This window comes from Sphingomonas sp. TREG-RG-20F-R18-01 (assembly GCF_022662475.1).
Classification (GTDB): Bacteria; Pseudomonadota; Alphaproteobacteria; order Sphingomonadales; family Sphingomonadaceae; genus Sphingomonas.
In genome coordinates, this window is the sequence record NZ_JAKNQQ010000001.1 from 980,815 (window position 1) to 1,003,937 (window position 23,123).

Below are 23,123 nucleotides of genomic sequence, written 5' to 3' on the forward strand. Positions count from 1 at the left end.
ATTGGTTCAATGGCCGACGAACAGACCAATCGCGGTGCCTTCCTGATCCAGCAGCATTATTGCGAGCGCAACGCCGCGCCGATCTATGCCCGGATGTGCGCGGCGGTGGCGGCAGGGGTCACGCGGGACAGCGCGATCGGCGCGCGCGTGCTCGACTGGCCGGGCGAGCCGACCCGCGACGCGCTGCCGCTGCGGCTTTTCGGCGGGCTTCATGCGCTGGTGCTGGCAGGGGCGGATGCAGGGCTCGCGGAGGTGTACGCGGGGCGCGTCACCGATCCGGGCGCGATCAGCGCGACCCTTGAGCGCGTGTTCGCCGACCATGCGGCGGCGCTGCTCCCGTGGCTCGATGGGCCGCCCCAGACCAACGATCCGGGGCGCTCGGGCGCACTGATGCTCGGGCTCATCGCGCTGGCACAGCGGCATGGGCCGAAGATCGAACTGCTCGAGATCGGGTCGAGCGCGGGGCTCAACCTGTTGATCGACCGCTATCGTTTCGATCTCGGCGGGACCGTCTATGGCCCGGCGGACTCGCCCGTGACGATCCGCCCCGCTTGGAGCGGTCCCCCCGCCGCGTCGGTCCCGCTCGACATCGTGTCGGTTCGCGGCTGCGACATCAACCCGATGGACGCGACAGATCCGGCGGTCGCTGCGCGGCTTGCGGCCTTTGTCTGGCCCGACACGCCCGAACGGCTCGCGCGCGTGCGGACCGCGATCGCGATGCTCGGCGAGCGCGGCGTCGATCTGGTCCGCGCGGATGCCGCCGACTGGGTCGAGGCGCAGCTCGCCGAACCGCAGGCGGCAGGGGTGACGCGGGTGCTGATGCATTCGGTCGTGTGGCAATATCTCCCCGAGCCGGTCGCGCAGCGGATTCGCACGGCGATGGCAGCGGCAGGCGCCCGCGCGACCGCGGACCGTCCGCTCGGTTGGGTGATGATGGAGCCGGACCGTTCGGTCGGCCACCAGAATATCCGCGCGCGAAGCTGGCCGGGGGATGGCGCGTGGGAATTGGTGGCCACCGCTCATGCGCATGGCACCTGGGTGGATAGCGGCGGGGGGATTGGGGATGCGCCGCTGGTGGCGTTGCCGGAGGGTGCCAGGGTCGCGGTGTAAATTTCCCTCCCTACTCTGCTTCCCCGGCGAAGGCCGGGGCCCAGTCGTGGAACAGATGTAAGAGAGCTCTGCGCGCGGTAACAAAAACCTTCGCTACTGGGCCCCGGCCTTCGCCGGGGAAGCGTGTTATTGGGGAAGCACGCGCCGCCGAATTCAGCTATCCCCCAACCACCCCCGGATCGCCGCGAACACCGCAGGCGCATTCTCCCACGGCACGAAATGCCCCGCATCGACGTGCCGCACCGTCAGATCCGGCACCAGCGCATCCAGCCCCTCGAGCTGGCTCGGCAACAACGCGGCGTCCTTCATCCCCCAGATCACCAGCGTCGGCTGCCGCACCGGCGGGAACGGCGCATCGAGGAACGCCGGGCGTTCGGGCGTCTCGTCCATCGCGGGGACGATGATCGCGCTCGCGCGATACCAGTTGAGCATCGCGGTCAGCGCGCCGGGCTGGCTCCACTGGTCGAGATAGACCGGCTTCTCGTCCGCAATCTTGTCGAAATCGGTGTGCTTCAGGAAGCTGCCGTCGAAGAACGCCGACAGGCCGATGCTGTCGATATGCTGTTCGAGATCGGGATTGCGGAAGGCGCGGATATACTGGCTCGCCTCGCGCTGCGCCATGTCGTCGAAAAGCGTCTTCTGGAAGACGAAGGGGTGCGGTGCGTTGATGATGACGAGGCGCGTGATCCGGCCGGGGTTCTGCAACGCCGCCATCCACGCGATCGCGCCGCCCCAGTCGTGCCCGACGAGCGTGAACTGGGCGATCCCGAAATGGTCGGCGAGCGCGAGCAGGTCGGCGACGATCTTGTCGGGGGTATAGTCGCTGACCGCCGTCGGCTTGGACGACCGCGCGAACCCGCGCTGGTCGGGCGCGATCACGAAATGGTCGCGGGCCAAGTCGGGCATCACCGCGCGCCAGGTGCGATGCGATTCGGGGAAGCCGTGGAGCAGGATGACCGGCGGGTTGGCTGGGTCGCCCGCGGTGGCGACGTCGAGCGTCACGCCGGTGGGCAGGTCGATCCGGTGCAGGTCATCAGCCATTGTCTCTCTCCCTTTTATTTTTTTCTAAGCCCCTCCCCTTCAGGGGAGGGGTTGGGGGTGGGGAAGTCCAGCAGAACTTAGCTCTCTGCGAGGCACTTCCCCACCCCAACCCCTCCCCTGAAGGAGAGGGGCTTTATATTGCATCACGGATAACTCACCGTCTTCGGCACCGCCGGGATCGGGATCCACTCCTTCTCGTCCCCGGGCACCCGCGCGAATTCGCCCGCGGTCCACGCCCGCTTGGCCTCGTCGATCCGGTCGCGGCGCGACGAGACGAAATTCCACCACACATGCCGCGGCGTCGTGAACGCCTCGCCGCCGCACAGCGTGACGCGCCCGCCATCTGCCGAACGAAGCGTCGCCGCGATGCCGGGGCGCAGCACATAGAGCATCATCGGCTCGAGCCGCATCCCATCGAGGCTCGCCTCCCCCATCGCGACGTAGAGCGCGCGTTCGTCGGCGGCCGCGTCGATCGGGACCGACCCGCCCGGCTCGAGCAGGATATCGGCATAGATCGTGCTGGCATAGGTCGTGGTCGGTGCGGTCACGCCCCACAGGCTCCCCATCACCACCCGCGCCTGTGCCCCCGGCGTCTCCACGGTCGGCAAACGATCGCGCGCGACATGCTCGAACGCCGGGTCCATCTCCTCGTCCTTTTCGGGAAGCGCGATCCATGTCTGGATCCCGGAAAGCTCCGGCCCATGCGCGCGCTCGGCCGAGGGCGAACGCTCGCTGTGGACGATCCCGTGCCCGGCCGTCATCAGATTGACCGCGCCGGGCTCGATCGTCGCGAGGCTCCCGATCGAATCGCGATGGTCGATCGCGCCCGCGAACAGATAGGTGACGGTCGCGAGGTTGATGTGCGGATGCGGGCGGACGTCGATCCCCTCGCCCACGCTCAGCACCGCCGGGCCCATCTGGTCGAAGAAGATGAACGGCCCGACCATCGTGCGCGGCCGCGACGGCAGCGTACGATGCACCTTGAATCCCCCGAGGTCGTGCGTCACCGGGGTGATCGTCTGGAGGATCAGATCGTCATTGGTCACAGGTCAGGCTCCAGAGCCGCAAGGATCTCGCCGAGATCGCCAGGAAAATAGGGTTCATCGAGCGCCGAGAGCTCGGCGGGCGTGAACCAGCGCCAGCGCGTCATCACGCGTTGTTCGAGCGCGGTATGCCCGCTCGTGTCGATCGCGTCCGCATCGGTCCGCACATGGAAATAGCGTTCGTCCGCGCTGACCGGCACGCCTTCGATCGTGATGAATTCGACGTCGCGTTGCAGCACTTCGGGACCGGGGTCGGCAGGGAGTCCCGTCTCTTCAAGGAGCTCGCGCCGCGCCGCGGTCGCATAATCCTCACCCGGGTCGAGCGCGCCGCCGGGGGTGCACCAGAAGGGCGGGCGGTCGTCGGGGTCGAAGCGGAACAGCAGCACGCGGTCGGCCGCATCGCGCAACAGGATTCGCGCCGCCGGGCGCAAGGCGCGCCCGCTCATTCGCCGTCCAGCTCGGGATAGTGGCGGAAGATGCCTTCGGTCGAGAACGGCAAGCGCCGCTCGCTCTTGAGATAGGCACGGATCCCCGGCAATTCGGCGACCTGGTCGCGGATCGCGATGACACGCGGATAGTCCGCTTCGATCGACGCCATCCGCTTCGGGAACATGTAGCGCAGCCCCTCGACCAGCTGGAACAGCGACGTGTCGGCATAGGTCCAGCGATGGTCGACCAGCCAGTCGCCGTTGTGCGACGCCGCTGCCTGTTCGAAATGTTGGAAGAATTTCGGCATCCGCTCGTCGCGAAACGCATCGGCCGCGCCCAGGGCGGCGGTCTTCTGGTCTTCGTAATAGGCCATCATGTCGACCGGATGGTGGACGTCGTGGACCTCGGCGATCATGTCGGACATCGTCAGCTGCAGCTGGTTGAGCCACAACCGGTCCGCCATGTTCGACGGCGCAATCTGATGCCGCTCGCCGAGATACAGCAGGATGTTGGCGACCTGCCCGATCACCATCCCGTCGAGCTCGAGATAGGGCGGCGCGAACGACCCGCGCTTCGCGGCGTGCTTTTCGAGATTGGCCACCAGCGCCTCGACCCCCTGGTCTCGCGCGCAATCGACATAGTCGATCCCGGCGGCTTCCATCGGCAACCGGATGAATTCACCGCGTCCCTGGATACTCGGCCAATACCACAGCCCGTAGCGCAACGTCATTCTCCCGGCGCCGTTGCGCGGATCGCAAGGGCGTGGATGCGATCCCGCAGCAGATCCGCCAGCGCCTGGTTGACCAGCCGCTGCCGCTGCACCCGGGAGACGCCAGTGAAAGCGGGCGCCTCGATCGTCACCGAGAAGTGCGATTCGCCCGTACCGTCGTCCCCCATGTGTCCGGCATGCTGCGCGCTGTCGTTGCTGACGTCGAGACGCGTCGGGGAAAGCGCTGAATTCAGGCGGTTCTCGATCTCGACGACGAGCGGAATGGCGGGGGCGGCTGTGCTGGAAGGTTCAATCATCGCGCCTATATAGGGCGCTTTTGCATCCTCAGGGAGCCTGCGTGGCGCGCGAATCCGAAAAGAAAGACCGACCCAATGCTCGTTTCCACGGTCGCGTGGAGGGGACCGGACGCCCGTGCTCGCACCCCGGCTGCCCCGAACCGGGCGAATTCCGCGCGCCGCCCGAAGAGGGCCCGGCAAACGGGTTCGAAGGGCCGCGGCCGTATCGCTGGTTCTGCCTCGAGCATGTCCGTGCGTTCAACGCGCGCTACAACTTCTTTTCCGGCATGAGCCCGGACGAAATCCAGCAACAGCAACGCCCCTTCTCCGGATGGGAACGCGAGACCCGCGCGTTCGCGCATTCGGGCGCGGACGTGCCGCCGAAATGGTCCGACTTCCATGATCCGCTCGACGCGATCGGTGCGCGCTTCCGCCGCGCGGCGGAGGCGCAGCGCAAGGACGGCCGTCCGTTATCGGAGGCGGACCGGCGCTCGCTCAAGGTGCTGGGTCTCGCGACCGACGTCGACCGGCGCGCGCTGCGCGAACGCTATGCCGAGCTCGTGCGGCGCTATCACCCGGATCGTAACGGCGGGGACCGGAGCTTCGAGTCGAAGCTGCAGGAGGTGATCGGTGCCTATACGCAGTTGAAGGGCGCACCGGCGTTCGCGTGATTGCGCAGCGCTCGCCCATCCGCCGTCATCCGGGGCCTGTTCTGGGGTGCACCGCGGCGCCCAAAGGCTTCCGTGGATCACGTGGCTCGGTCGATCCCGGCACAGCGGCAGGATGACGGGCGGGTGATGAAAGGCGCTGCCGGGCAGCAGACCCCGAGCGCAACGTCACGTGTCGGGCCATCGGGATGCTTGCCGCCTACGCAACCGCCCCCGGTGCGACGACCCCGAAGGTAACCCCGTGGGGATCGGTCGCCAGGATGATCCGGTCGCCGCCGGGGACATCCTGCGGCCCCATCAGCACCGTCCCGCCGCCATCCCGGACCGCCGCCGCCGCTGCGTCGATATCAGGCGCGCGGAAATAGAAATTCCAGCCCGGCGCCGGCTCGCCGTTCCGGCAGGGCATGGTAGCGCCGATCTGGCCACCGCCGGCGTCAACGAAGACATAGTCGCCGCGCCCCTCGGGCATCGTCATCTTGTCGGGATAGGTCCAGCCGAACAGCTGTGCGTAGAAGGCGTTGGCCGATGCCTGGTCCGGCGTAACGAGTTCGTTCCAGCTGCATTTGCCCATGCCGGTCCGATCGAACACACCGCTCTCGCCGACCGGCTCGGGCTGCATGATGTACAGCGGAATGCCCTGGGGATCGTTCGCGAGCGCGATTCGGCCAATGTCGGGGATGGTCCACGGTTCCATCAGGATCGTACCACCGGCGGCGGTCACTTCCGCCGCCTTCGCATCGACGTCCGCGACATTGAGGTAGAACAGCCAGCGCGGCTTCGCCCCTGCCGCGGCCATCTCGTCGGTCAGCCGCATCACGCCGCCCACAGTATCGGTGCCACTCGTAATCATGCGGTAATCCATCGCGCCCGTTGGTTCCGGCTCGATGCTCCAGCCAATCACCGCATCGTAGAAGACCCGCGACGCGGATGGATCGGGGCTGACCAGTTCGTACCAGATTGGCATGCCATGACCGTTCGCCATCATTCCCTCCTGCTGTCCGGCGCGATCAGACGTCGAGTACCGCCTGAAAGCCCCCGAAGATCATCCGCGCGCCGTCGATCGGCATGGCGGCGCCGGCGGGCACCATGCGCGGGTCCTCACGGACCAGCGCCATTCCGGCGTCGCGGGTCGCCTTGTCGGGCCATTCGATCCATGACAACACCACGGTCTCGTCGTCGGCGGCCTGGACCGCCCGGCGAAAGTCGGTGACTTTGCCATCGGGCACGTCATCGGCCCAGCCCTCGACGATCCGGGTTGCGCCATGGTCCTTGAAGATCGGCGCAATCGCCTCGGCGAAACGGGCGTAGCCCGCGCTGTCGGTTCCTGCCTTCACCGGGATGACCAAGCCATCGATATAGATCATGCCGTCACCTCCGCCCGCTTGTCCGCCGGCGCATACAGCGCGAGCCGATCCGCAAGCGCCTTGCGAAAGGCCGGACGCGCGGTGCAGCGGTCGAGATAGGCCAGCAGCGTGGGATAGGCGGCGAGGATCTCGTTACGCGGCACGCTCCGCAGCACGCATGCCATGATGAGGTCCCCGGCGCTGAACGCATCGTCCAGAAACGTCTTGTCGCCCAGCGCAGTGGCAAGATCGCCGAGCCGGGCGCGCAACGCCTCCACCACCGCGGGGCGCCGCGTTGAAGACCAGGGCTTGTCCGCCTGGAACAGGTCGACCGTGACCAGATCGGTGACGAACGGTTCGACCGAATTGAGCGCGGCGATCACCCATTGCTCGGCGCGCGCCCGCCCGGGCGGATCGGCCGGCAGCAACCCCGGGGCCTGTCGCGCGATATGGAGCACGATCGCCCCCGATTCGAACAGCTCGACCCTGTCGTCGCGATAGGTGGGAACCTGCCCGAACGGCTGGAACGCACGATGTTCGGGAGTCTTGGCGCTTTCCACCAGATCGACGTGATAGGCGACCCCGGTTTCCTCGAACGCCCAGCGCGCGCGGATGTCGCGGACATGGCCCCGCGCGAACGGTGGTACCCATCGGAACGTCGTGATGCTGGGGATCATGCCGCCATCTCCCGATCCCATCGTGCTTCAGGCCACCGCCTCGCCTTCGGCCATGGCAGCGACAGCTGCCGTTTCGTCCATCCACATCGGCCCGAAGCCATGCCCGTCGGGATCCTCGACCCCGCGCGAATACATGAAGCCTAGGTCTTCCGCGCCATGCACCTCGCGCCCGCCGGCGGCGACGGCCGCGGCGGCGAAGGCATCGACCGCCGCACGGCTTTCGCACGACAGCGCAAAAAGGGCGGCGCTCGTCGCTCCGACATCGGCGACCGGTTTGGGCGTCAGCGTCCGATAAAAATGGTGGCTCGCCAGCATGAAGGTGATCGTATCCGACCAGGTCATCGCCGCCGCCTGATCCCCCGACATGCGCGGGTCGCGGGTGCACCCGATCGCTTCGTAGAACGCCGTCGAAACCGCCACGTCGGCCACCGGCAGGCTGATGAAGATCGTCTTGGCCACGGCGCACTATCCCCTTTGCGACTCGTCGTTTGCAAAGACTGCTCCGACTGGTTAGCAAAAACAACCATGAAGTTAGAAAAGATAACCACGGAGCGCTGGTATGACGACGCCTGCGGGACCGCGCTGGCGCTCGAGTTTCTCGGCGAACGCTGGGCGCTGCTGATCGTGCGCGAGCTCCTGCTGGGCCCGCGCCGTTTCGGCGAGATCCGGAGCGGCCTGCCGGGCGTGAGCGCCAACGTCCTGACACAGCGGCTGCAAACGCTGGAGGCCGCCGGGGTGTTGACGCGGGAAACCGCGCCGCGCCCCGCGCATGTTCAGGCCTATGCGCTGACGCCGTGGGGCCGCGAGGCAGAACCGATCGTCATGGCGCTCGGACGCTGGGCGCTTCGCTCCCCCGCGCATGATCCGTCGCTGCCGTTTTCGCCCGTCTCGGTGATGCTGGCGCTGCGCATGATGCTCCTGCCCGAGCGTACGCGCGGCTTCGACGCGACGATCGGCTTTCGCATGGGCAACGACGGCTATTGCGCGCGGGTCGTGAACGGCATGGTGCTGATCGAACGTGGCGCGCTCGACCGCGCCGGTGCCGTCCTTTCGGGTGAGCCCAACGCGTTCCTGCCCGCGCTGTTCGGCACCACGCCGCTGCCGGACGTCGTTGCCAAAGGCAGGCTAGACGTCACCGGCGACGTCGCGCTGGCCACGCGTTTCTGCACGTTTTTCGAGCTTCCGCCAAAGATCGGATGCAACTGACGGCTCGACTTGGCGCGCCGCAAACGTCTAGGGAGGGATGACCTTCTGTAAGAGCGCCCCCCTCATGACCGATCTCCCCAACACCCAGCCCGACAGCCGCGAGACGACGATCCTCGACGCGCCCGATCGTATGGTGAAAGTCCGCGACCTGTTCGGGATCGATTCGGACATGGAAGTCCCCGCGTTCAGCGAAGCCGACGAGCGCGTTCCCGATCTCGACCCGGCCTATGTGTTCGACGCGCCGACCACGCTCGCGATCTGTGCTGGCTTCGCGCACAACCGCCGCGTGATGGTCCAGGGCTATCACGGCACCGGCAAGTCGACGCACATCGAACAAGTCGCGGCACGCCTCAAATGGCCGTGCATCCGCATCAACCTCGACGCGCACATCAGCCGCATCGATCTGGTCGGCCGCGACGCGATCGTGCTGCGCGATGGCCAGCAGGTCACCGAATTTCGCGAAGGCCTGCTCCCCTGGGCGCTGCAGACCCCGACCGCGCTCGTGTTCGACGAATATGACGCGGGCCGCCCCGACGTGATGTTCGTGATCCAGCGCGTGCTCGAGACCGAGGGCAAGCTGACGCTGCTCGACCAGAACCGCGTGATCCGCCCGAACCCGTATTTCCGCCTGTTCGCGACCGCCAACACGGTCGGCCTTGGCGACACGTCGGGCCTGTATCATGGCACGCAGCAGATCAACCAGGGCCAGATGGACCGCTGGAACATCGTCGTCACGCTCAACTATCTGCCGGCGGCAGTCGAGGCGCGGATCGTGCTCGCCAAGTCGGGCGAATATGACAAGCCGACCGGCAAGGCCGAGGTCGAAAACATGGTGCGCGTCGCGGATCTCACCCGCCGCGGCTTCATGAACGGCGACATCTCGACCGTGATGAGCCCGCGCACCGTCATCACCTGGGCGCAGAACACGCTGATCTTCGGCGATGTCGGCTTCGCGTTCCGCCTGTCGTTTCTCAACAAGTGCGACGAGACCGAGCGGTCGCTGGTCGCGGAATATTATCAGCGCGTGTTCGGCAAGGACCTGCCCGAGAGCGTCGTCGGCGCTGGCGTCAAGTAAATGCTGCTGCTCGCCCTGCTCCTTCAGGCCGCCACATCGACTCCGGTGCCGTGGGCGGTGACGACCAAGGTCAACGGGGCGAGCACGGCAACCTCGGCGTCCGTCTGGTCGCAGGACGGCGCGGCGCGGCTGGTGGTGCGGTGCGACGCCGCGAACGAGAAGATCGTCTCGATCCAGTTCATCCCGCGCGGCGGTTTCCCTGCCGCGCAGCCGCGCCCGGTGTCGATGAACATCGACGACAATGGCTGGCTCGGGTCGAACTGGCAGTTTCCCGGAAGTGGCGCGTTCACCAGCCAGGATGCGATCGTCACCACGCTCGCGGCGCAGATCGCGCACGGCAAGGCGATCAAGGTGCGGGTGATCAACCCGGACAATACGCCGGTCGACGTGACCTTCACCGGCCCGGCGACCGATGCGCCGGTCAAGCGCGTGCTGAGCGCGTGCGGCTATGAACTGGGGGTGGTCCCGGCGCGGTCGGCAGTGCCGGTAGCCGCACCTGCCGCCAAGCCGACGCCCGCAGACGAGGAATAAGCCATGCAGCTCGGCCGTCTCAACCATGTCGGCATCGCGACGCCGTCGATCGAGAAGTCGATTGCGATCTACCGCGACCTGATGGGCGCGACACGGATCGGCGCGCCGTTCGATCTCCCCGCACAGGGGGTGAAGGTCTGCTTCATCGATACGCCCAACACGCAGATCGAGCTGATCGAGCCGTATGACGACAGCTCGCCGATCGCTGGCTTCCTGCGCAAGAACCCGGCGGGCGGGCAGCATCACGTATGTTTCGAGGTTCCCGACATCCACGCCGCGGTCGCCGATCTCACGGCGAAGGGCGCGACGATCCTGGGCGAACCGCGCATTGGTGCACACGGCACGCCGATCGTTTTTATCCACCCGCGCGACATGGGCGGGGTGCTGGTCGAGCTGATGGAAACGCCCACGGGCGACCACGACTGAGGCGGGCAATTCGCCCTCTCTTGATCTGTCATTCCTGCGAGGGCGAAACCTCTCCAAAGCCAAAGGTGTTCTCCCGCGAAGGCGGGAGCCCAGGAGTCCCGAGAGCTGTGAACCGTTGTTCTGCTTGTCTCTGGATTCCCGCCTGCGCGGGAAAACAGCAAATGACGCGTCGTGACCCAACTCTGGCAGAGGTCTCTCCCCCGCGGAGATGACGAACCGAAAGCATCCTCCCCGCCCCCCATTCCGCCCGCGCTTTCCTTTTGGCGCACCTTCGGCTAAGGGCCGCGTTCCCATATTTCCGCAACATCGCTAGAGGTTTGTTTGGCCAAGGAAGAACTGCTCGAAATGCGTGGACAGGTGGTGGAGCTTCTCCCCAACGCCATGTTCCGCGTAAAGCTCGAAAACGACCATGAAATTCTCGGTCATACCGCTGGCAAGATGCGCAAGAACCGCATCCGCGTCCTGGTGGGCGACGAAGTGCTGGTCGAATTGACCCCCTATGATCTCACCAAGGGTCGGATCACCTATCGCTTCAAGTGATGGGTCGCTTCAACTGACGGCGTCGCTTCCGCAGGCGGAACCGTTCGGGAAGACACAGTAATGACGCTCGTCCTCGCCTCCGCCTCGCCGCGCCGCCGTGATCTGCTCGCGCGGCTCGGGGTGACGCCTGGCCGCATCGCCGCGCCCGACATCGACGAAAGTCCGCACAAGGCCGAACCGCCTCGTGTCTACGTGACGCGGATCGCCGAGGCCAAGGCGCGCGCGGTGGAGCGTGCCGCGGGCGAGGTGATTCTCGCGGGCGACACGACGATCGCGCTCGGCCGCCGGATCCTCGGCAAGGCCGAGGACGCGGCCACCGTCCGTACGATGCTCACCGCACTGTCCGGCCGCCGCCACCACTGTCTTACCGCGGTCAGCGTGGTGGACGCTACCGGCAAGCTCCGCACCCGGCTGTCCGACACCATCGTCGCGTTCAAGCCGCTCTCCCCCGCCGAGATCCAGGCCTATGGCGATTGCGGCGAAGGGCTGGGCAAGGCGGGCGGTTATGCGATCCAGGGACGTGCCGAGGCGTTCGTGCGGTTCCTGTCGGGGTCGCATTCGGGCGTGATCGGGCTGCCGCTGTTCGAGACTCGCGCCTTGCTGCTCGCGGCGGGCGTACCGCTTGACTGAGTGGCTCCACGAGGGCGGGATCGGCGAAACCCGCGCCGCACTGGTCGTCGACGGCGCGATCGTCGAGGCGCGGATCGAACTGGATCGCCCCGGCGCCCACCCCACCCCCCGGCTCGGCGCGGTGTTCCCCGCCAGGCTGGTCGAGATCACCGTCAAGGGCCGCGAGGGCCGGGTCAGCTTCGACGGCGGCGAGGCGGTGCTCACGCCGTTGCCCCAGGGCATCACGCAAGGCGCGACGCTGACGGTCGAACTCGTCCGTGAGGCGATTCCCGAGGCAGGCCGCACCAAGCTTCCGCGCGTCGCCCCCGCCGAGGGCCCGCCGCGCGACGGGCCGGACCTGCTCGCGCGAATCACCGCCAGCGGCATCCCCGTCCGCACGCTCCATCCGCACGAACCCGATCTGCTCGAGGCGGCGGGCTGGTCCGAGCTGCTCGAGGAAGCGATGACCGGCGACATTCCCTTCCACGGGCCGGTCGGGGGCGCGCTGCGGATGAGCCCGACGCCCGCGATGACGCTGTTCGACGTCGACGGCTATCCCCCGCTCGAACCGCTCGCGCTCGCGGCGGCAAAGGCGGTCGCGGCGGCGATCGTGCGGATGGACATCGGCGGGTCGATCGGCATCGACTTCCCGACGCTCACCGGCAAGGCGGCGCGCGCCGCGGTCGATGCCGCGATCGACGCCGGCCTCCCGCAACCGTTCGACCGGACCGCGATGAACGGCTTCGGTTTCGTCCAGATCATCCGCCGCCGCCCGCGCGCATCGCTTCCCGAACTGCTCCGCGCCGATCCCGCCGCGGCACAGGCACGCGCGCTGCTCCGCCGAATCGAGCGCACCCCGCCGCCCGTTCCGGCGAATCACCGAATCGCGGCGCGAGTCCACGCGGCCTTGCGCGCGCACCCGGACTGGACCGCCGCGCTCGCGAAGCGTACCGGCGTCACTCCGATCTTCGAAAGCGTCTGATGCCTCGCACCAAACCCTGCCCGCTGTGCGGAAAACCGCCGTCCGCGGCGCATGCGCCCTTCTGCAGCCAGGGCTGCCGCGACCGCGACCTGCTGCAATGGCTGGGCGAGGGCTATGCGATTCCGGTGACAACGCCGCCCGGAGATGAAGAAGACGGGCTAGACAGCACGAAATCAGCCGACTAAGAGGCCGCTTCCCAGACGGCCCCGGCGGGTCGCCCGGTGTGCCCGAGTAGCTCAGTTGGTAGAGCATGCGACTGAAAATCGCAGTGTCGGTGGTTCGAATCCGCCCTCGGGCACCATTTCTTCACGGTGGTGATCCCCCTGTTCGATGTGGCGTCCTGCAAGGCCGAGCCGCAGCACGGGATATCGTCCATTCCACCCAAGCCCTCGCGTAGGACAGGACGATCATCGGCCAGCGACGCCGATCGTTTTGTTGCCCGCCGCCCTGCCAATCCAGCCCCTTGCAAGTGTCTAGGCCTTGGGCCCTGACAACACGCACCGCGCGGCGTTGCCGGACAATTCCGTTCGGGGCGGCCCAAGGGAGAATGGATGTCCTGGCGGAAAAAAGTGGAAGCCCACATCCTGAAGCGCCTGCTCGCGCTGGTCACCAAGGATTCCCGGCCGAACCTCAACGCGCTCAACGACGTCGTCAAAGACATTCGCATCATCGAACTCAATATGAAGGCCTTTGGCTACGACTTGGCACGCCGGATGGCGACCGCGCTGCCGCCGCGATCGGGCACCGGCGCGCAGTTCGTCGGGCTGGCGTCCAAGGCAGCCGTGCAAAACGACATCGAAAGCGACTGGACCGCGCATTGGGCCGCCGAGCTCAAGACCAGCGTGATCTATCACCGCAAATTGTGGGAACTCGCCTATGTCTTGCAGGCGATCTTCGAACACGGCCTGATGGAACCCGGACGCCGGGGCCTTGGCTTCGGTTGCGGGGCGGAACCCATTCCGAGCTACCTCGCTTCGCGCGCCGTCCTGGTAACCGCCACCGACACCTCGACCGAGAGCGCGCATGCAGCCGGCTGGATCGACAGCGACCAGCATCTCGGATCGGCCTCGAGCCCCTTCCTTTCGCACCTCGTCGATCGGGACACGTTCGATCGATTTGTGGTCACCGATACCATCGACATGAACGCCGTGCCCGACACGTTTCGCGACTATGACTTCTGCTGGTCGATCTGCGCGCTGGAACACCTGGGCAGCATCGAACGCGGGTTCCGCTTCATCGAACGGTCGCTGGCCACCCTGCGCCCCGGGGGCCTTGCCGTCCATACGTTCGAACTCAACGTCGAGAACGACGGGCCGACGCTGGACAATTGGATCACGGTTCTGTTTCAACGCAACCATATCGAAGCGTTCGCCGCCAGAATGGCGGCGCAGGGCCATGTCGTTTCCCGCCTGGATTTCGACTATGGGACCGGCGCGATGGATACGTTCATCGACCTGCCGCCGTGGTTGCACGACATGTCCGCGGAAGACCGTACCCGCCTGGGAGCGCCGCTGCACCTGAAGCTCGCGATCGATGGCTTCATCTCGACCTCCTTCGGTCTGATCATCACCAAGGGGGCCGAGGACCGCTAGCGCCGCCGACCGCGAGCGACTGCGCAGCGGATCCGCACGGCGCCTGTGCGCGCCGCCCGGCGAATTCGTCCGCGCCCTCGGGAAACCCGCAGTATAGCAGAAATAGACCCGCTCCGCCGCATCTTGCCTCGCCTTGGAAGAATGTCGACGTGACTCTGCGCTTTGCATGAACGTGCTTTGGTCCTGGCGGTATGAAGACGAAGCGGCGACGAGACGAGCCTTGCGGGCGTTGGACGCTCCTGACGGTGCGAATGCCGTCGTCCGGAACCGCAGCACCGGGGTCGTGGAGCTCGGAACCTCTCCGGGCAAAGTCCTGGACTGTCCGGTTTGCGATGGCGCATTGCCCGTCACCGGACCTATGCTCCTGCCGACCCGCATCCTTGCCGGCTGCTGGAACAACCGTTCGACGGAAGCATTCCGATGAGACCGTGCCCAAGGGCAGTATTGACGATGGCCGCGAACAAGGTGCTCGGGTCCATCGCGACCCGGCTGCCCCCCTCCAAATCTCGATGGATCCAACACGCATGACCCAGACCAAGCGCACTGCCTTCATCACCGGCGGCACTGCCGGAATCGGCGCGGCCGCCGTTCACGCGTTCGTCGCCGCCGGCTGGCGCGTCGTCACCACCGGCCGTCGCGCGGACCGGCTCGCCAAGCTGCGCGAATCGCTGGGCGCGGACAACGTGCACACGCTGACGTTCGACATCCGCGACAAGGCCGCACTGGACAGCGCGATCGCCGGCTTGCCCGCGGCCTTCGCCGACATCGACCTGCTGATCAACAACGCAGGGCTCGCGCTCGGCACGTCGCCCGCCGATGAAGCGAAGCTCGACGACTGGCAGACGATGATCGACACCAACGTCACTGCGCTGGTTACCGTGACGCGGCTGCTGCTCCCCGGGATCGTCGCGCGCAAGGGGGCGATCATCAACTTGTCATCGGTCGCGGCGACCTACCCCTATGCGGGCGGCAACGTATATGGCGGGACCAAGGCGTTCGTGCGCCAGTTCAGCCTCGGGCTGCGCTCGGACCTGCACGGCAAGGGCGTGCGCGTCACCTCGATCGAGCCCGGCATGGTCGAGACCGAATTCACTACGATCCGCACCGGCGGCGACAAGGCCGCGTCGGACAAGCTGTACGGCGGCGTCAACCCGATGACCGCCGAGGACATTGCGGCGACCATGCTATGGGTCGCCGAACAGCCGAAGCACCTCAACATCAACACACTGGAACTGATGCCGGTCAACCAGTCGTTCGCCGGCTTCGCGGTCGCGCGCGAGGGATGATATCGCGGGCGTAACGCCTTTTTAGGGGGCGGTGGGGCACAAGGCGCGGGACCATTCCCGAGCCAGGCGGCCCCATTCGATGCAGCGCTACCCCCTGATTGCCCCCAATCCCCCGAGGCTGAGCGAGCGGGTCGCCGCGCTCCGCCGGGTCGAAGCCTCGGGCATTTACAGCAACCACGGCCCCGAAGTCTGCGCGTTCGAGGCGGAGGCGACCGAACGCATGTTCGGGGGGCGGGGCGCGTGCCTCGCGGTTGCCAATGCGACGCTGGGCCTGATGATCGCGCTGCGCGAGGCGGCGGGCGACAAGCCCGGCACGCGCTACGCGCTGATGCCCGCGCTGACCTTCGCGGCGACCGCGCAGGCGGCGCTGTGGGCGGGGCTGACCCCGCTGATCTGCGACATCGACCCGTCCGACTGGACCGCCAGCGCGGCCGAGGAGGAACGGTTGCTCGCCGATTATGGCGACCGGATCGCGGTGATGCTGCCGTATGCCACCTATGGCACCGCGATCGACCTCGACCGCTATGCCTGGTTGCAGCGGCAGACCGGGGTCGGCGTGGTGATCGATGCCGCGGCCTCGCTCGGCACGATCGACGACAGCGGCGCGGGGTTCGGCAGCGGTGCCCCCTTCGCGGTCGTCTATTCGATGCATGCGACCAAGACCTTCGCGGTCGCCGAGGGCGGGCTGATCCATGCGGGCGACGCGCGGCTGATCGACCGGTTGCGCGCGATGACCAATTTCGGGTTCGAGACCGGGCGCAGCGCGACGCTCCCAGGGATCAACGCCAAGCTGCCCGAGGTGATCGCGGTGATGGCACGCGCCAAGCTCGCCGAGATCGATGCCGTGTGCGATCATCGCGCGGCACTGGAAGAAGCGTATCGCGCACAGTTACGGGGCGTCACGTTCCAGCAGGGCGAAGGCCGCCGCCGCGCGAGCCAGTTCATGCCGGTTTTGCTACCCGAGCATCTCGCGGGGCGGCGTGATGCGATCAGCGCGGCGATCGAGGCGGCGGGTGTTGGCGTGGGCCGCTATTTCAGCCCGCATCTCGGCGAACAACCGCTGTTCCAGCGCTGCGCCACGATCCTGCCGACGCCGCACGCCGATGCGATCGCGGCGCGCTCGCTGTCGCTTCCCGTCACCGATGCAATGACGGTCGAGGACGTCGCGGTGATCGCCGAGCGCGTCAACCGCATCCTCGCCGCCGAAGAACGCGTGCCGGCGCGCCCGCGTGGCCAGGCGGTCGCGTCGGTGCTGATCGTGGGCGGCGGGCCGGCCGGCACCGCCTTGCTCACCGCCGCCAGCAAGCGCGGACGCCTGCCCGATCTCGCGGCTTCGGGGCTGGTCGTCGTCGAACGCGGGGGCGCCCTCGGCGAGGGGCGGATCGGGCGCTATGCAATCACGTCGGACAGTACGGCCGAGACCTTCCTGAGCGCGGTAAAGGACAATCCGCACCCCGAGATCGCAGCGCTGGTCGATCACCCGACCGGCCGCGTGGTCGGGCAGCATATCGGGGCGCTTGGCGTGCCGCTGATCGAGGCGGGACCGTTCGTCCGCGCCACGGGCGAGCGGCTGCACGGCCTGATCGGTCAGCACGGCGGGACCGTGCTGACCGGACATGAGGTGTTGCGCTCGACCCGGACCTCCGGCGGCCTGTGGTCGAGCCGGCTGCGGCGGCTCGCCGACGGGCAGGAGTTCGACCAGCTGTCGCGCGCGCTGGTCGTCGCGACCGGCGGGCATCAGCCGCTCGATCGGCTCGCGGCGCAGCGGGTCGGCGGCGTGTCGCTCGTCAGCGACGTCGGCGACCGGCTGATCCAGTCGGACGAGGCGCTGGCGCTCGGCGGCCCGGCGCGGATCATCGACCTGCTCACGCGCAAGCGCGATCCGAAGATCGTGGTGATCGGCGGCTCGACCAGCGCGCTCGCGACGATCGTGCTGCTGCTCAAGACCAGCGCGATCCCGTTCGGGGCGAACGCGATCACCCTGTTCCACCGCCGCCCGCTCCGGCCCTTCTACCCCACGCCCGAGGCGGCGCATGCCGAGGGCTTTACCGATTTCGGCCCGGACGACATCTGTCCGGTCAGCGGGTTCGTCTATCGCCTGGCGGGGTTCCGGCTCGAGGCGCGCGACCTCGTGCTGCGGATGCTCCGCGTCGACGGGCGCACCCCCGACCCGCGGGTATTCGCGCACCGCGTCTCGGCCGAGAACGATGCGGTAGCGCGTACCGCGCTTTCCGAGGCCGACCTGGTGATCGCGGCGCTCGGCTATCGTCCGCGCGCACATGACCTGCGCGCGGCCGACGGCAGCGCGATCACGCTCGCCGCACAGGACGGGCGGGCGATGGTCGACCGGCATTGCCGGATCGTCGACGCAGCCGGCGATGCGATCCCCGGGCTGTACGGGATCGGGCTCGCCGCGGGGTTCGTGCCATGGGGGCACCTCGGCGGCGAGGCGAGTTTCTCGGGCCAGGCCAATGGCCTATGGCAATGGCAGAACGATGTCGGCGCGATGATCGTCGATCAGGTGCTGGGCGAAGCGCAGCGGGCGGTCGCATGATTGATCCCGTCGTCAGCGTCCTCATCCCGACCTACAATGGCGCCGCGCTGATCGGGGAGACGATCGCGTCGCTGCAGGCGCAAACGCTCGGCGCGTTCGAGGCGATCGTGATCGACGATTGTTCGCGCGACGACACCGCCGCGGTGGTCGCGGCGATCGACGACCCGCGGATCCGCCTGATCCGCGCCGAGCAGAACCGCGGCGTCGTGCTGACCCGCAACGCCGCGCTGGCGCTGGCACGCGGGCGCTGCATCGCCGCGCTCGACCAGGACGACCTGTGCCATCCCGAACGCTTCGCGCGGCAGGTCGCCTATCTCGATGCACATCCCGGCATGGCGCTGGTCGGCACCGCGACCAACGTGCTGCAGGATGGCGCGATCCTGCCGTCCGCGCTAGCGCCGGTCTCGACCCCGCTGCTGATCCAGTGGCTGATGCGGATCGAGAACCCGCTGGTGTGGTCGTCGGTGATGATCCGCACCACCGCGGCACGGCAGCTCGATCCGTTCAATCGCCCGGCGCTGCAATATGCCGAGGACTTCGACCTGTACCACCGGATCGCCGCGATCGGCGGGGTCGCACGGCTCGATGCCGAATTGCTGACCTACCGGCGGCATGGCGACGGTGCATCGCAGCGGCAGGTGCTGGCGATGCGCGACAGTGCCACGCGGGTGCTGGCGGAGGTCTATGCGCCCCTGTTCGGCGAGACGGCGGCGGCGGTCGCGGGGCTGATCGTGCGGCATGTGATGGGGCAGGAACCGGTCGGTGATCGCGCGACGCTTGAGCGGATCGGCGATGCGCTGGTGCGATTGCAGGAGGACTTCCTCGCCACGCACCGCCCGGACAAGGCGAGCAGCAAGCTGATCCGCTGGGAAACCGCGCGCCGCTGGGCACGGATCGGGCGCGCGGGGCTGCGCACCGGGGGGTTGCGGCTGGGCGACGCGACCGGGGTGCGACCGAACCATCTCGGGCTGGGCTATGCCGGGATCGAGGAGCTGGTGCTGTCCCGACTGGTGGGAACGGTCCGCTCGGTGCAGCGCCGGCGCGCGGCGCGATCGGCGGCGCGGTAGGGCTCGGTTGGGTGAAGCGCCGTCACCCCGGCGTAGGCATGGCCTCTGCGAAAGTCGCACTGTTGCTCCTTCCCGTCACCCCGGCGCAGGCTGCGGCCGCCATGCAAGGGGGCAAAACCGGTGATACCGCAAGCAGCCGTCTCGCCGCGCCCGGATAACCACACGGCCCCGGCCTTCGCCGGGGTGACGGATGCGGGATCGAGCGACTTTCGCAGCGGTCGCGCGTACGCGGGGGTCGCCATGCAACAGCAGCCGACGGACAGACCGGATGCCACACCCCCGGCGGCCCCTGGCTGCGCCGAGGTGACGGCTGGTCAGCCCGCACGCTCGTCCCGCTCGCGCGCGGAAAGGCTACGGAACGTCACCGACCAGCGCGTTTCTTCAATTGGGGCGATGCTATGCTCCCAATCCCAGCGTGCCTCGCCCGAGAGATGGTAGATCGAACGCGGCTCCAGCGGTTGGGTCTCGCGGCGATATTGGATCCGGCCGTCGCGTTCCCCGGTCCGCCGCCGGAACCGCATCGCCGCCGGCGCGCCGAGCGACAGGCCGACCACATGGTCGAACATCGGGCGGTCGCGATGCCAGCCGATCCCCGCGCCCGGATCGTAGCGGATCACCAGCGCCTGGACGAGCGCATCCGCTTCCAACCCTGCAAAAGCCGCCGCCCGCGCGCGGATCGGCAACAGCGCGTCCGGCATCGGCTCGGCCGCGGCGAAAGTCCCACGCTCGAAATCATAGTGCCAGCCGAACGACGCGGTCAGCCGCTTGCCCAGCCATTGCTGGAAGCGAAACGGAGCAAGCGGCGCGGAATCGACCAGCGCAATCAGCGCCGCCTCCTCCGCAGCGGCAAGGAACCGCTCCGCCGCCGCCAGCCCGGGCAGCAGCGGCGTCGCGAACAGATCAATCTGAGACGAAGCCATGCGCCCGATATAAGGACGCGACGCCGCACACCAAACCCGCCCGCCCCAGGCTGCCCGGATCAGTCGTGCGCCGCGCCCGATCGAACATGCGGGATCGCGATGGTGATCGCGCTGCCCTGCTCCGCGATCGCCAGCGTGAACCCGTGGAGGTCGGCGATCGCGCGGACCAGGCTGAGCCCCAGTCCCGTGCCCGGCACGTTCTGCAAGCCCCGCGCACGGAAGAAGCGCTGGAACACCCGCTCGCGGTCGGCTTGGGCGATGCCCGGCCCGGCGTCCGCCACCGTGATCCAGGCCCCGTCCGCGCCGGTACGCAGCGACAGCGTTACGCGGCCGCCCGGCGGACCGAACTTGACCGCATTGTCGATCAGGTTGGACAGGGTCTCGCCCAGCAGATCGCGGTCCGCTGCGACCGTGGCGGCCCCCTCGATCTCGATCGCGAGGGTTCGTCCGCTGTCCTCGGCGACCGGGGCGTAGAGCTCCCCGACATCGCGTACCAGCGCGGCCAGATCGACTGTCGCGAACCCGGCGCATTTGGCGCGGTGTTCGATCTCGTGGATGCGCAGCAGCGCGGCGACGATCGCCAGCGCCTGGTCGACGTCCGCCAGCGTCGCCGCGCCCGCGCGGGCAAAGTCCTCGCGCGTCTCGGCGTCGTCCATCTCGCGCTCGACCCGCGCGCGCAGCCGGGTGAGCGGGGTGCGGAGCTGGTGCGCGATATCGTCGCCGATCCCGCGGACCTCGCCTACCAATGTCTCGGTCCGATCCAGCATCGTGTTGATGTGCGCGCACAATTGCCCGAAACTGTCCGGATGCTCGCCGACCGGCAGGCGCTTGGTGAGTTCGCCGCGGCTGATCTGTTCGGCGAGCCGGCGGACCGCGTCGATCTGGCGTCCGGCGCGCCGCGCGGCGAACCAGCCGCCCAGCATCGCAAGCAACAGCCCCGGCACCAGCGCGAACAGCAACGTCCGCTCGACGATCCGCTGCGCCTGCTCGCTGTCGTCGAGATCGATCCCCGAGAACAGCAATTGCGCGCCCGGCAGCCGGCACAGCCGCGCGCGCGCGACATCGGTCGACTTGCCCGGCAAGGCGGTGGGGGTAACAGTGGCGGTGCCGATCCCGCCGACCGAAATATCGGCAGGCAGAACCGCGACATTGCCGTACAACACGCGGCCGCGCTCGGTTGCGATCGCAAGGAACCGGTCGCGGTGGATGTCGAGCTCGAGCTGGCGATGCAGTTCCATCGGCCGCGCGCCCGGCGCGAGCGCGGCGAAAGCGGTGCAATCGTGTCGAAGCGCCTCGTCCAGCTCGCCGCGATGCCCCTCGCGCGCCGACACCCAGAACAGCGCCGCCATCACCAGCGACTGGACCGCGAGCAACATCGCGATCGCGACGCCCCACCGAACCAAGGCGCCGCGACCGATCACCCGTGCCATCACCTCACGCAGGGGCATCGAAGCGATACCCTTCCCCGCGCACGTTGCGTATCAGCGGCACGTCGCCCTCGCCATCGACCTTCCGGCGGAGGCGGCTCATGTGGACGTCGACGACGTTGCTGCGCGGGTCGAAATTATAGCCCCAGACGTCCTGCAACAGCATCATCCGCGTGACGACCCGGCCGGGCCGGCGCACGAGATATTCGAGCAGCAGCAGTTCGCGCGGCAACAGCTCGAGGTCGCGCCCGTTGCGCATCGCGCTGCCGCCGAGCAGGTCGATGTCGATCGGCCCCGCGAACAGCCGCGTCTCGCGCCCCTCGACCGGGCGGCGCAGCAATGCCTCGATCCGCGCGAGCAATTCGATCAGCGCGAACGGCTTGGGCAGATAATCGTCGCCGCCCGCGCGCAGGCCGCGCACCCGATCGTCGAGGCTTCCCATCGCGCTGAGCACCAGCGCGGGCGTGCGGATCCCCTCGCTGCGCATCGTCGCGATCAGGTCGAGCCCCTCGCTGTCCGGCAATTGCCGGTCGACGATCACCAGATCGTTGCCATTCGCGCGGATCGCGGCAAGCCCGCCTTCGCCGGTCGCCTCGCGCACCGCAACATAGCCCGCGCGCGTCAGCCCGAGCAGGATCTCCTGCGCGGTACCGTCGTCATCCTCGATCAGCAATATTGTCGCCACGCGCCTGCGTCCCCGGTCGATCGCTGCCTAACGCGTCGCGTAGCACAGCGGGTGCGGCGCGGGACTGTGAATTGGCGTTCATTTTGTTGCGATGATTTAACCCGATCCGGCCGGAACTGTGAGGGGCTTGCCCCGGTTCATGGGGTCTTCCCAGAGTATGAGGACCGAGTATGAAGCTTCTTCAAACGAGCGCAGCAATCCTGCTCGCCACGATCGTAACGCAGGCGCCGGCGTCGGCGCAGGACCTGTCGATCTACCGTTCGGCGCAGGCCCCGCGGCAGGTGCCGCTGACCGCCGACAAGGCGCGCCCGACCGCCCAGGCGCTCCAGGCGACGTTGTACGAGCTGATCGGGCTGCAGCAGAACATCCAGCAGTTGCACTGGAACGTCACCGGCCCGACCTTCTATTCGACGCATGAGATGCTCGGTGAGTTCTACAAGACGGTGGCCGGCTATATCGACACGGTCGCCGAGCGGAACCGGGCCCTTGGCGTGCCGGTCGACGGCCGTCCGTCGGCAGTCGCGGCGAATGCGCAGTTGCCCGAACTGCCGTTCGCCGAGACCAAGGACGCCGAAGGGCTCAAGATGCTGACGGTCGCGTTCAAGACCGAGAACGACCGGATCTACGCCCGCATCAAGGCGACCGAAGAGACTGATCCGGTGACGTCGAACATGCTGCAGGAAGTGGCGCATGACATCGACAAGCAGCTGTGGATGCTGCGCGCGCATCAGCTGTAATCGACGGCGGCGGGTCGCGGTTTGAGCGGCCTGCCGCGCCCGTGCGTCATTCTCGCGGGGACGAGTTTCCATAATCGCAACGGTCGGGTCTCGTTCGGTCCGCCAGCCGAAGTGGATCCCCGCCCCCGCGAGATCGCCGAGAAAGTCGCTCTCCCCCCGCCCGTCACCCC

Annotated in this window: 27 protein-coding genes and 1 tRNA gene; 16 read left to right on the forward strand and 12 right to left on the reverse strand. The window is 67.8% G+C overall.

Translation table 11 applies throughout. The features are described from left to right. Nucleotides 1-9: 9 nt before the first annotated feature. Entirely contained in the window at nucleotides 10-1,110 is a 1,101-nt protein-coding gene (locus L8K25_RS04950) for a DUF2332 domain-containing protein (RefSeq protein WP_242137765.1), read from the forward strand. A gap of 153 nt (nucleotides 1,111-1,263) precedes the next feature. Here the strand turns inward: L8K25_RS04950 and L8K25_RS04955 are convergent, their stop codons facing one another. The 5 genes from L8K25_RS04955 to L8K25_RS04975 form a co-directional block, all read right to left on the reverse strand. Then, entirely contained in the window at nucleotides 1,264-2,151 is an 888-nt protein-coding gene (locus L8K25_RS04955) for an alpha/beta hydrolase (RefSeq protein ID WP_242137766.1), read from the reverse strand. Nucleotides 2,152-2,294: 143 nt separating this feature from the next. Next, nucleotides 2,295-3,197, reverse strand: coding sequence for a pirin family protein (locus L8K25_RS04960; protein WP_242137767.1), 903 nt, complete (start codon nucleotides 3,195-3,197; stop codon nucleotides 2,295-2,297). Then, on the reverse strand, nucleotides 3,194-3,640 hold the full coding sequence (locus L8K25_RS04965; protein WP_242137768.1) for an NUDIX domain-containing protein: 447 nt from the start codon (nucleotides 3,638-3,640) through the stop codon (nucleotides 3,194-3,196). Before L8K25_RS04965 ends, L8K25_RS04960 begins: the two co-directional genes overlap by 4 nt. After that, nucleotides 3,637-4,353 carry a glutathione S-transferase gene (locus L8K25_RS04970; protein ID WP_242137769.1) on the reverse strand — a complete coding sequence of 239 codons (717 nt, stop codon included), beginning with the start codon at nucleotides 4,351-4,353 and terminating at the stop codon, nucleotides 3,637-3,639. Before L8K25_RS04970 ends, L8K25_RS04965 begins: the two co-directional genes overlap by 4 nt. After that, nucleotides 4,350-4,649, reverse strand: coding sequence for a BolA family protein (locus tag L8K25_RS04975; RefSeq protein ID WP_242137770.1), 300 nt, complete (start codon nucleotides 4,647-4,649; stop codon nucleotides 4,350-4,352). The genes L8K25_RS04970 and L8K25_RS04975 overlap by 4 nt, the downstream gene beginning before the upstream one ends. A 41-nt stretch (nucleotides 4,650-4,690) precedes the next feature. Between L8K25_RS04975 and L8K25_RS04980 the strand changes: the two genes are divergently transcribed. Continuing rightward, nucleotides 4,691-5,299, forward strand: coding sequence for a J domain-containing protein (locus L8K25_RS04980; protein ID WP_242137771.1), 609 nt, complete (start codon nucleotides 4,691-4,693; stop codon nucleotides 5,297-5,299). A 196-nt stretch (nucleotides 5,300-5,495) separates the two neighbouring features. Here the strand turns inward: L8K25_RS04980 and L8K25_RS04985 are convergent, their stop codons facing one another. The 4 genes from L8K25_RS04985 to L8K25_RS05000 are packed head-to-tail and all read right to left on the reverse strand — an operon-like array spanning nucleotide 5,496 to nucleotide 7,775. After that, the gene (locus L8K25_RS04985; protein ID WP_242137772.1) at nucleotides 5,496-6,260 is read right to left on the reverse strand and encodes a VOC family protein; all 765 of its coding nucleotides are present in this window, start codon (nucleotides 6,258-6,260) and stop codon (nucleotides 5,496-5,498) included. A 43-nt stretch (nucleotides 6,261-6,303) separates the two neighbouring features. Then, nucleotides 6,304-6,660 carry a DUF1428 domain-containing protein gene (locus L8K25_RS04990; RefSeq protein WP_242137773.1) on the reverse strand — a complete coding sequence of 119 codons (357 nt, stop codon included), beginning with the start codon at nucleotides 6,658-6,660 and terminating at the stop codon, nucleotides 6,304-6,306. Beyond that, a complete protein-coding gene (locus L8K25_RS04995; RefSeq protein ID WP_242137774.1) occupies nucleotides 6,657-7,316 on the reverse strand; it encodes a glutathione S-transferase family protein in 660 nt (219 codons plus the stop codon). The genes L8K25_RS04990 and L8K25_RS04995 overlap by 4 nt, the downstream gene beginning before the upstream one ends. Before the next feature lie 27 nt (nucleotides 7,317-7,343). Continuing rightward, nucleotides 7,344-7,775, reverse strand: a complete 432-nt coding sequence (locus tag L8K25_RS05000) for a VOC family protein (RefSeq protein WP_242137775.1) — start codon at nucleotides 7,773-7,775, stop codon at nucleotides 7,344-7,346. Nucleotides 7,776-7,790: 15 nt separating this feature from the next. Between L8K25_RS05000 and L8K25_RS05005 the strand changes: the two genes are divergently transcribed. The 13 genes from L8K25_RS05005 (at nucleotide 7,791) to L8K25_RS05065 (ending at nucleotide 19,184) form a co-directional block, all read left to right on the forward strand. Continuing rightward, entirely contained in the window at nucleotides 7,791-8,522 is a 732-nt protein-coding gene (locus L8K25_RS05005; RefSeq protein ID WP_242137776.1) for a helix-turn-helix domain-containing protein, read from the forward strand. Between the two features lie 64 nt (nucleotides 8,523-8,586). Next, nucleotides 8,587-9,597, forward strand: a complete 1,011-nt coding sequence (cobS, locus tag L8K25_RS05010) for a cobaltochelatase subunit CobS (RefSeq protein ID WP_131526712.1) — start codon at nucleotides 8,587-8,589, stop codon at nucleotides 9,595-9,597. Then, a complete protein-coding gene (locus L8K25_RS05015; protein ID WP_242137777.1) occupies nucleotides 9,598-10,128 on the forward strand; it encodes a hypothetical protein in 531 nt (176 codons plus the stop codon). A 3-nt stretch (nucleotides 10,129-10,131) separates the two neighbouring features. Then, nucleotides 10,132-10,554: a methylmalonyl-CoA epimerase gene (mce, locus tag L8K25_RS05020; RefSeq protein WP_242137778.1), complete on the forward strand. Its 423-nt coding sequence runs from the start codon at nucleotides 10,132-10,134 to the stop codon at nucleotides 10,552-10,554. Between the two features lie 321 nt (nucleotides 10,555-10,875). Then, nucleotides 10,876-11,094 (forward strand): translation initiation factor IF-1, encoded by a 219-nt coding sequence (gene infA, locus L8K25_RS05025; protein ID WP_010162480.1) that lies wholly within the window; start codon nucleotides 10,876-10,878, stop codon nucleotides 11,092-11,094. 60 nt (nucleotides 11,095-11,154) lie between these two features. After that, a complete protein-coding gene (locus tag L8K25_RS05030) occupies nucleotides 11,155-11,724 on the forward strand; it encodes a Maf family protein (protein ID WP_242137779.1) in 570 nt (189 codons plus the stop codon). Next, a complete protein-coding gene (locus L8K25_RS05035; RefSeq protein ID WP_242137780.1) occupies nucleotides 11,717-12,685 on the forward strand; it encodes a ribonuclease in 969 nt (322 codons plus the stop codon). The genes L8K25_RS05030 and L8K25_RS05035 overlap by 8 nt, the downstream gene beginning before the upstream one ends. Beyond that, entirely contained in the window at nucleotides 12,685-12,870 is a 186-nt protein-coding gene (yacG, locus tag L8K25_RS05040; RefSeq protein WP_242137781.1) for a DNA gyrase inhibitor YacG, read from the forward strand. Before L8K25_RS05035 ends, yacG begins: the two co-directional genes overlap by 1 nt. 40 nt (nucleotides 12,871-12,910) lie before the next feature. Beyond that, a tRNA-Phe gene (locus tag L8K25_RS05045) sits at nucleotides 12,911-12,986 on the forward strand. 250 nt (nucleotides 12,987-13,236) lie between these two features. After that, on the forward strand, nucleotides 13,237-14,277 hold the full coding sequence (locus L8K25_RS05050; protein WP_242137782.1) for a hypothetical protein: 1,041 nt from the start codon (nucleotides 13,237-13,239) through the stop codon (nucleotides 14,275-14,277). Between the two features lie 524 nt (nucleotides 14,278-14,801). Further along, nucleotides 14,802-15,563, forward strand: coding sequence for an SDR family NAD(P)-dependent oxidoreductase (locus L8K25_RS05055; RefSeq protein WP_242137783.1), 762 nt, complete (start codon nucleotides 14,802-14,804; stop codon nucleotides 15,561-15,563). Between the two features lie 79 nt (nucleotides 15,564-15,642). Continuing rightward, nucleotides 15,643-18,117, forward strand: a complete 2,475-nt coding sequence (locus tag L8K25_RS05060; RefSeq protein WP_242137784.1) for a DegT/DnrJ/EryC1/StrS family aminotransferase — start codon at nucleotides 15,643-15,645, stop codon at nucleotides 18,115-18,117. Further along, nucleotides 18,114-19,184, forward strand: coding sequence for a glycosyltransferase family A protein (locus tag L8K25_RS05065; protein ID WP_242137785.1), 1,071 nt, complete (start codon nucleotides 18,114-18,116; stop codon nucleotides 19,182-19,184). The genes L8K25_RS05060 and L8K25_RS05065 overlap by 4 nt, the downstream gene beginning before the upstream one ends. A 314-nt stretch (nucleotides 19,185-19,498) precedes the next feature. On the opposite strand, the gene L8K25_RS05070 is transcribed toward L8K25_RS05065, so the two are convergent. The 3 genes from L8K25_RS05070 to L8K25_RS05080 are packed head-to-tail and all read right to left on the reverse strand — an operon-like array spanning nucleotide 19,499 to nucleotide 22,216. Next, nucleotides 19,499-20,104: an alpha-ketoglutarate-dependent dioxygenase AlkB gene (locus L8K25_RS05070; protein WP_242137786.1), complete on the reverse strand. Its 606-nt coding sequence runs from the start codon at nucleotides 20,102-20,104 to the stop codon at nucleotides 19,499-19,501. Nucleotides 20,105-20,163: 59 nt separating this feature from the next. Beyond that, nucleotides 20,164-21,552, reverse strand: coding sequence for an ATP-binding protein (locus L8K25_RS05075; RefSeq protein ID WP_242137787.1), 1,389 nt, complete (start codon nucleotides 21,550-21,552; stop codon nucleotides 20,164-20,166). Continuing rightward, nucleotides 21,539-22,216 carry a response regulator transcription factor gene (locus tag L8K25_RS05080; protein WP_242137788.1) on the reverse strand — a complete coding sequence of 226 codons (678 nt, stop codon included), beginning with the start codon at nucleotides 22,214-22,216 and terminating at the stop codon, nucleotides 21,539-21,541. Before L8K25_RS05080 ends, L8K25_RS05075 begins: the two co-directional genes overlap by 14 nt. Nucleotides 22,217-22,386: 170 nt before the next feature. On the opposite strand from L8K25_RS05080, the gene L8K25_RS05085 reads away from it, so the two are divergent. Continuing rightward, a complete protein-coding gene (locus tag L8K25_RS05085) occupies nucleotides 22,387-22,953 on the forward strand; it encodes a DNA starvation/stationary phase protection protein (protein ID WP_242137789.1) in 567 nt (188 codons plus the stop codon). Nucleotides 22,954-23,123 lie beyond the last annotated feature (170 nt).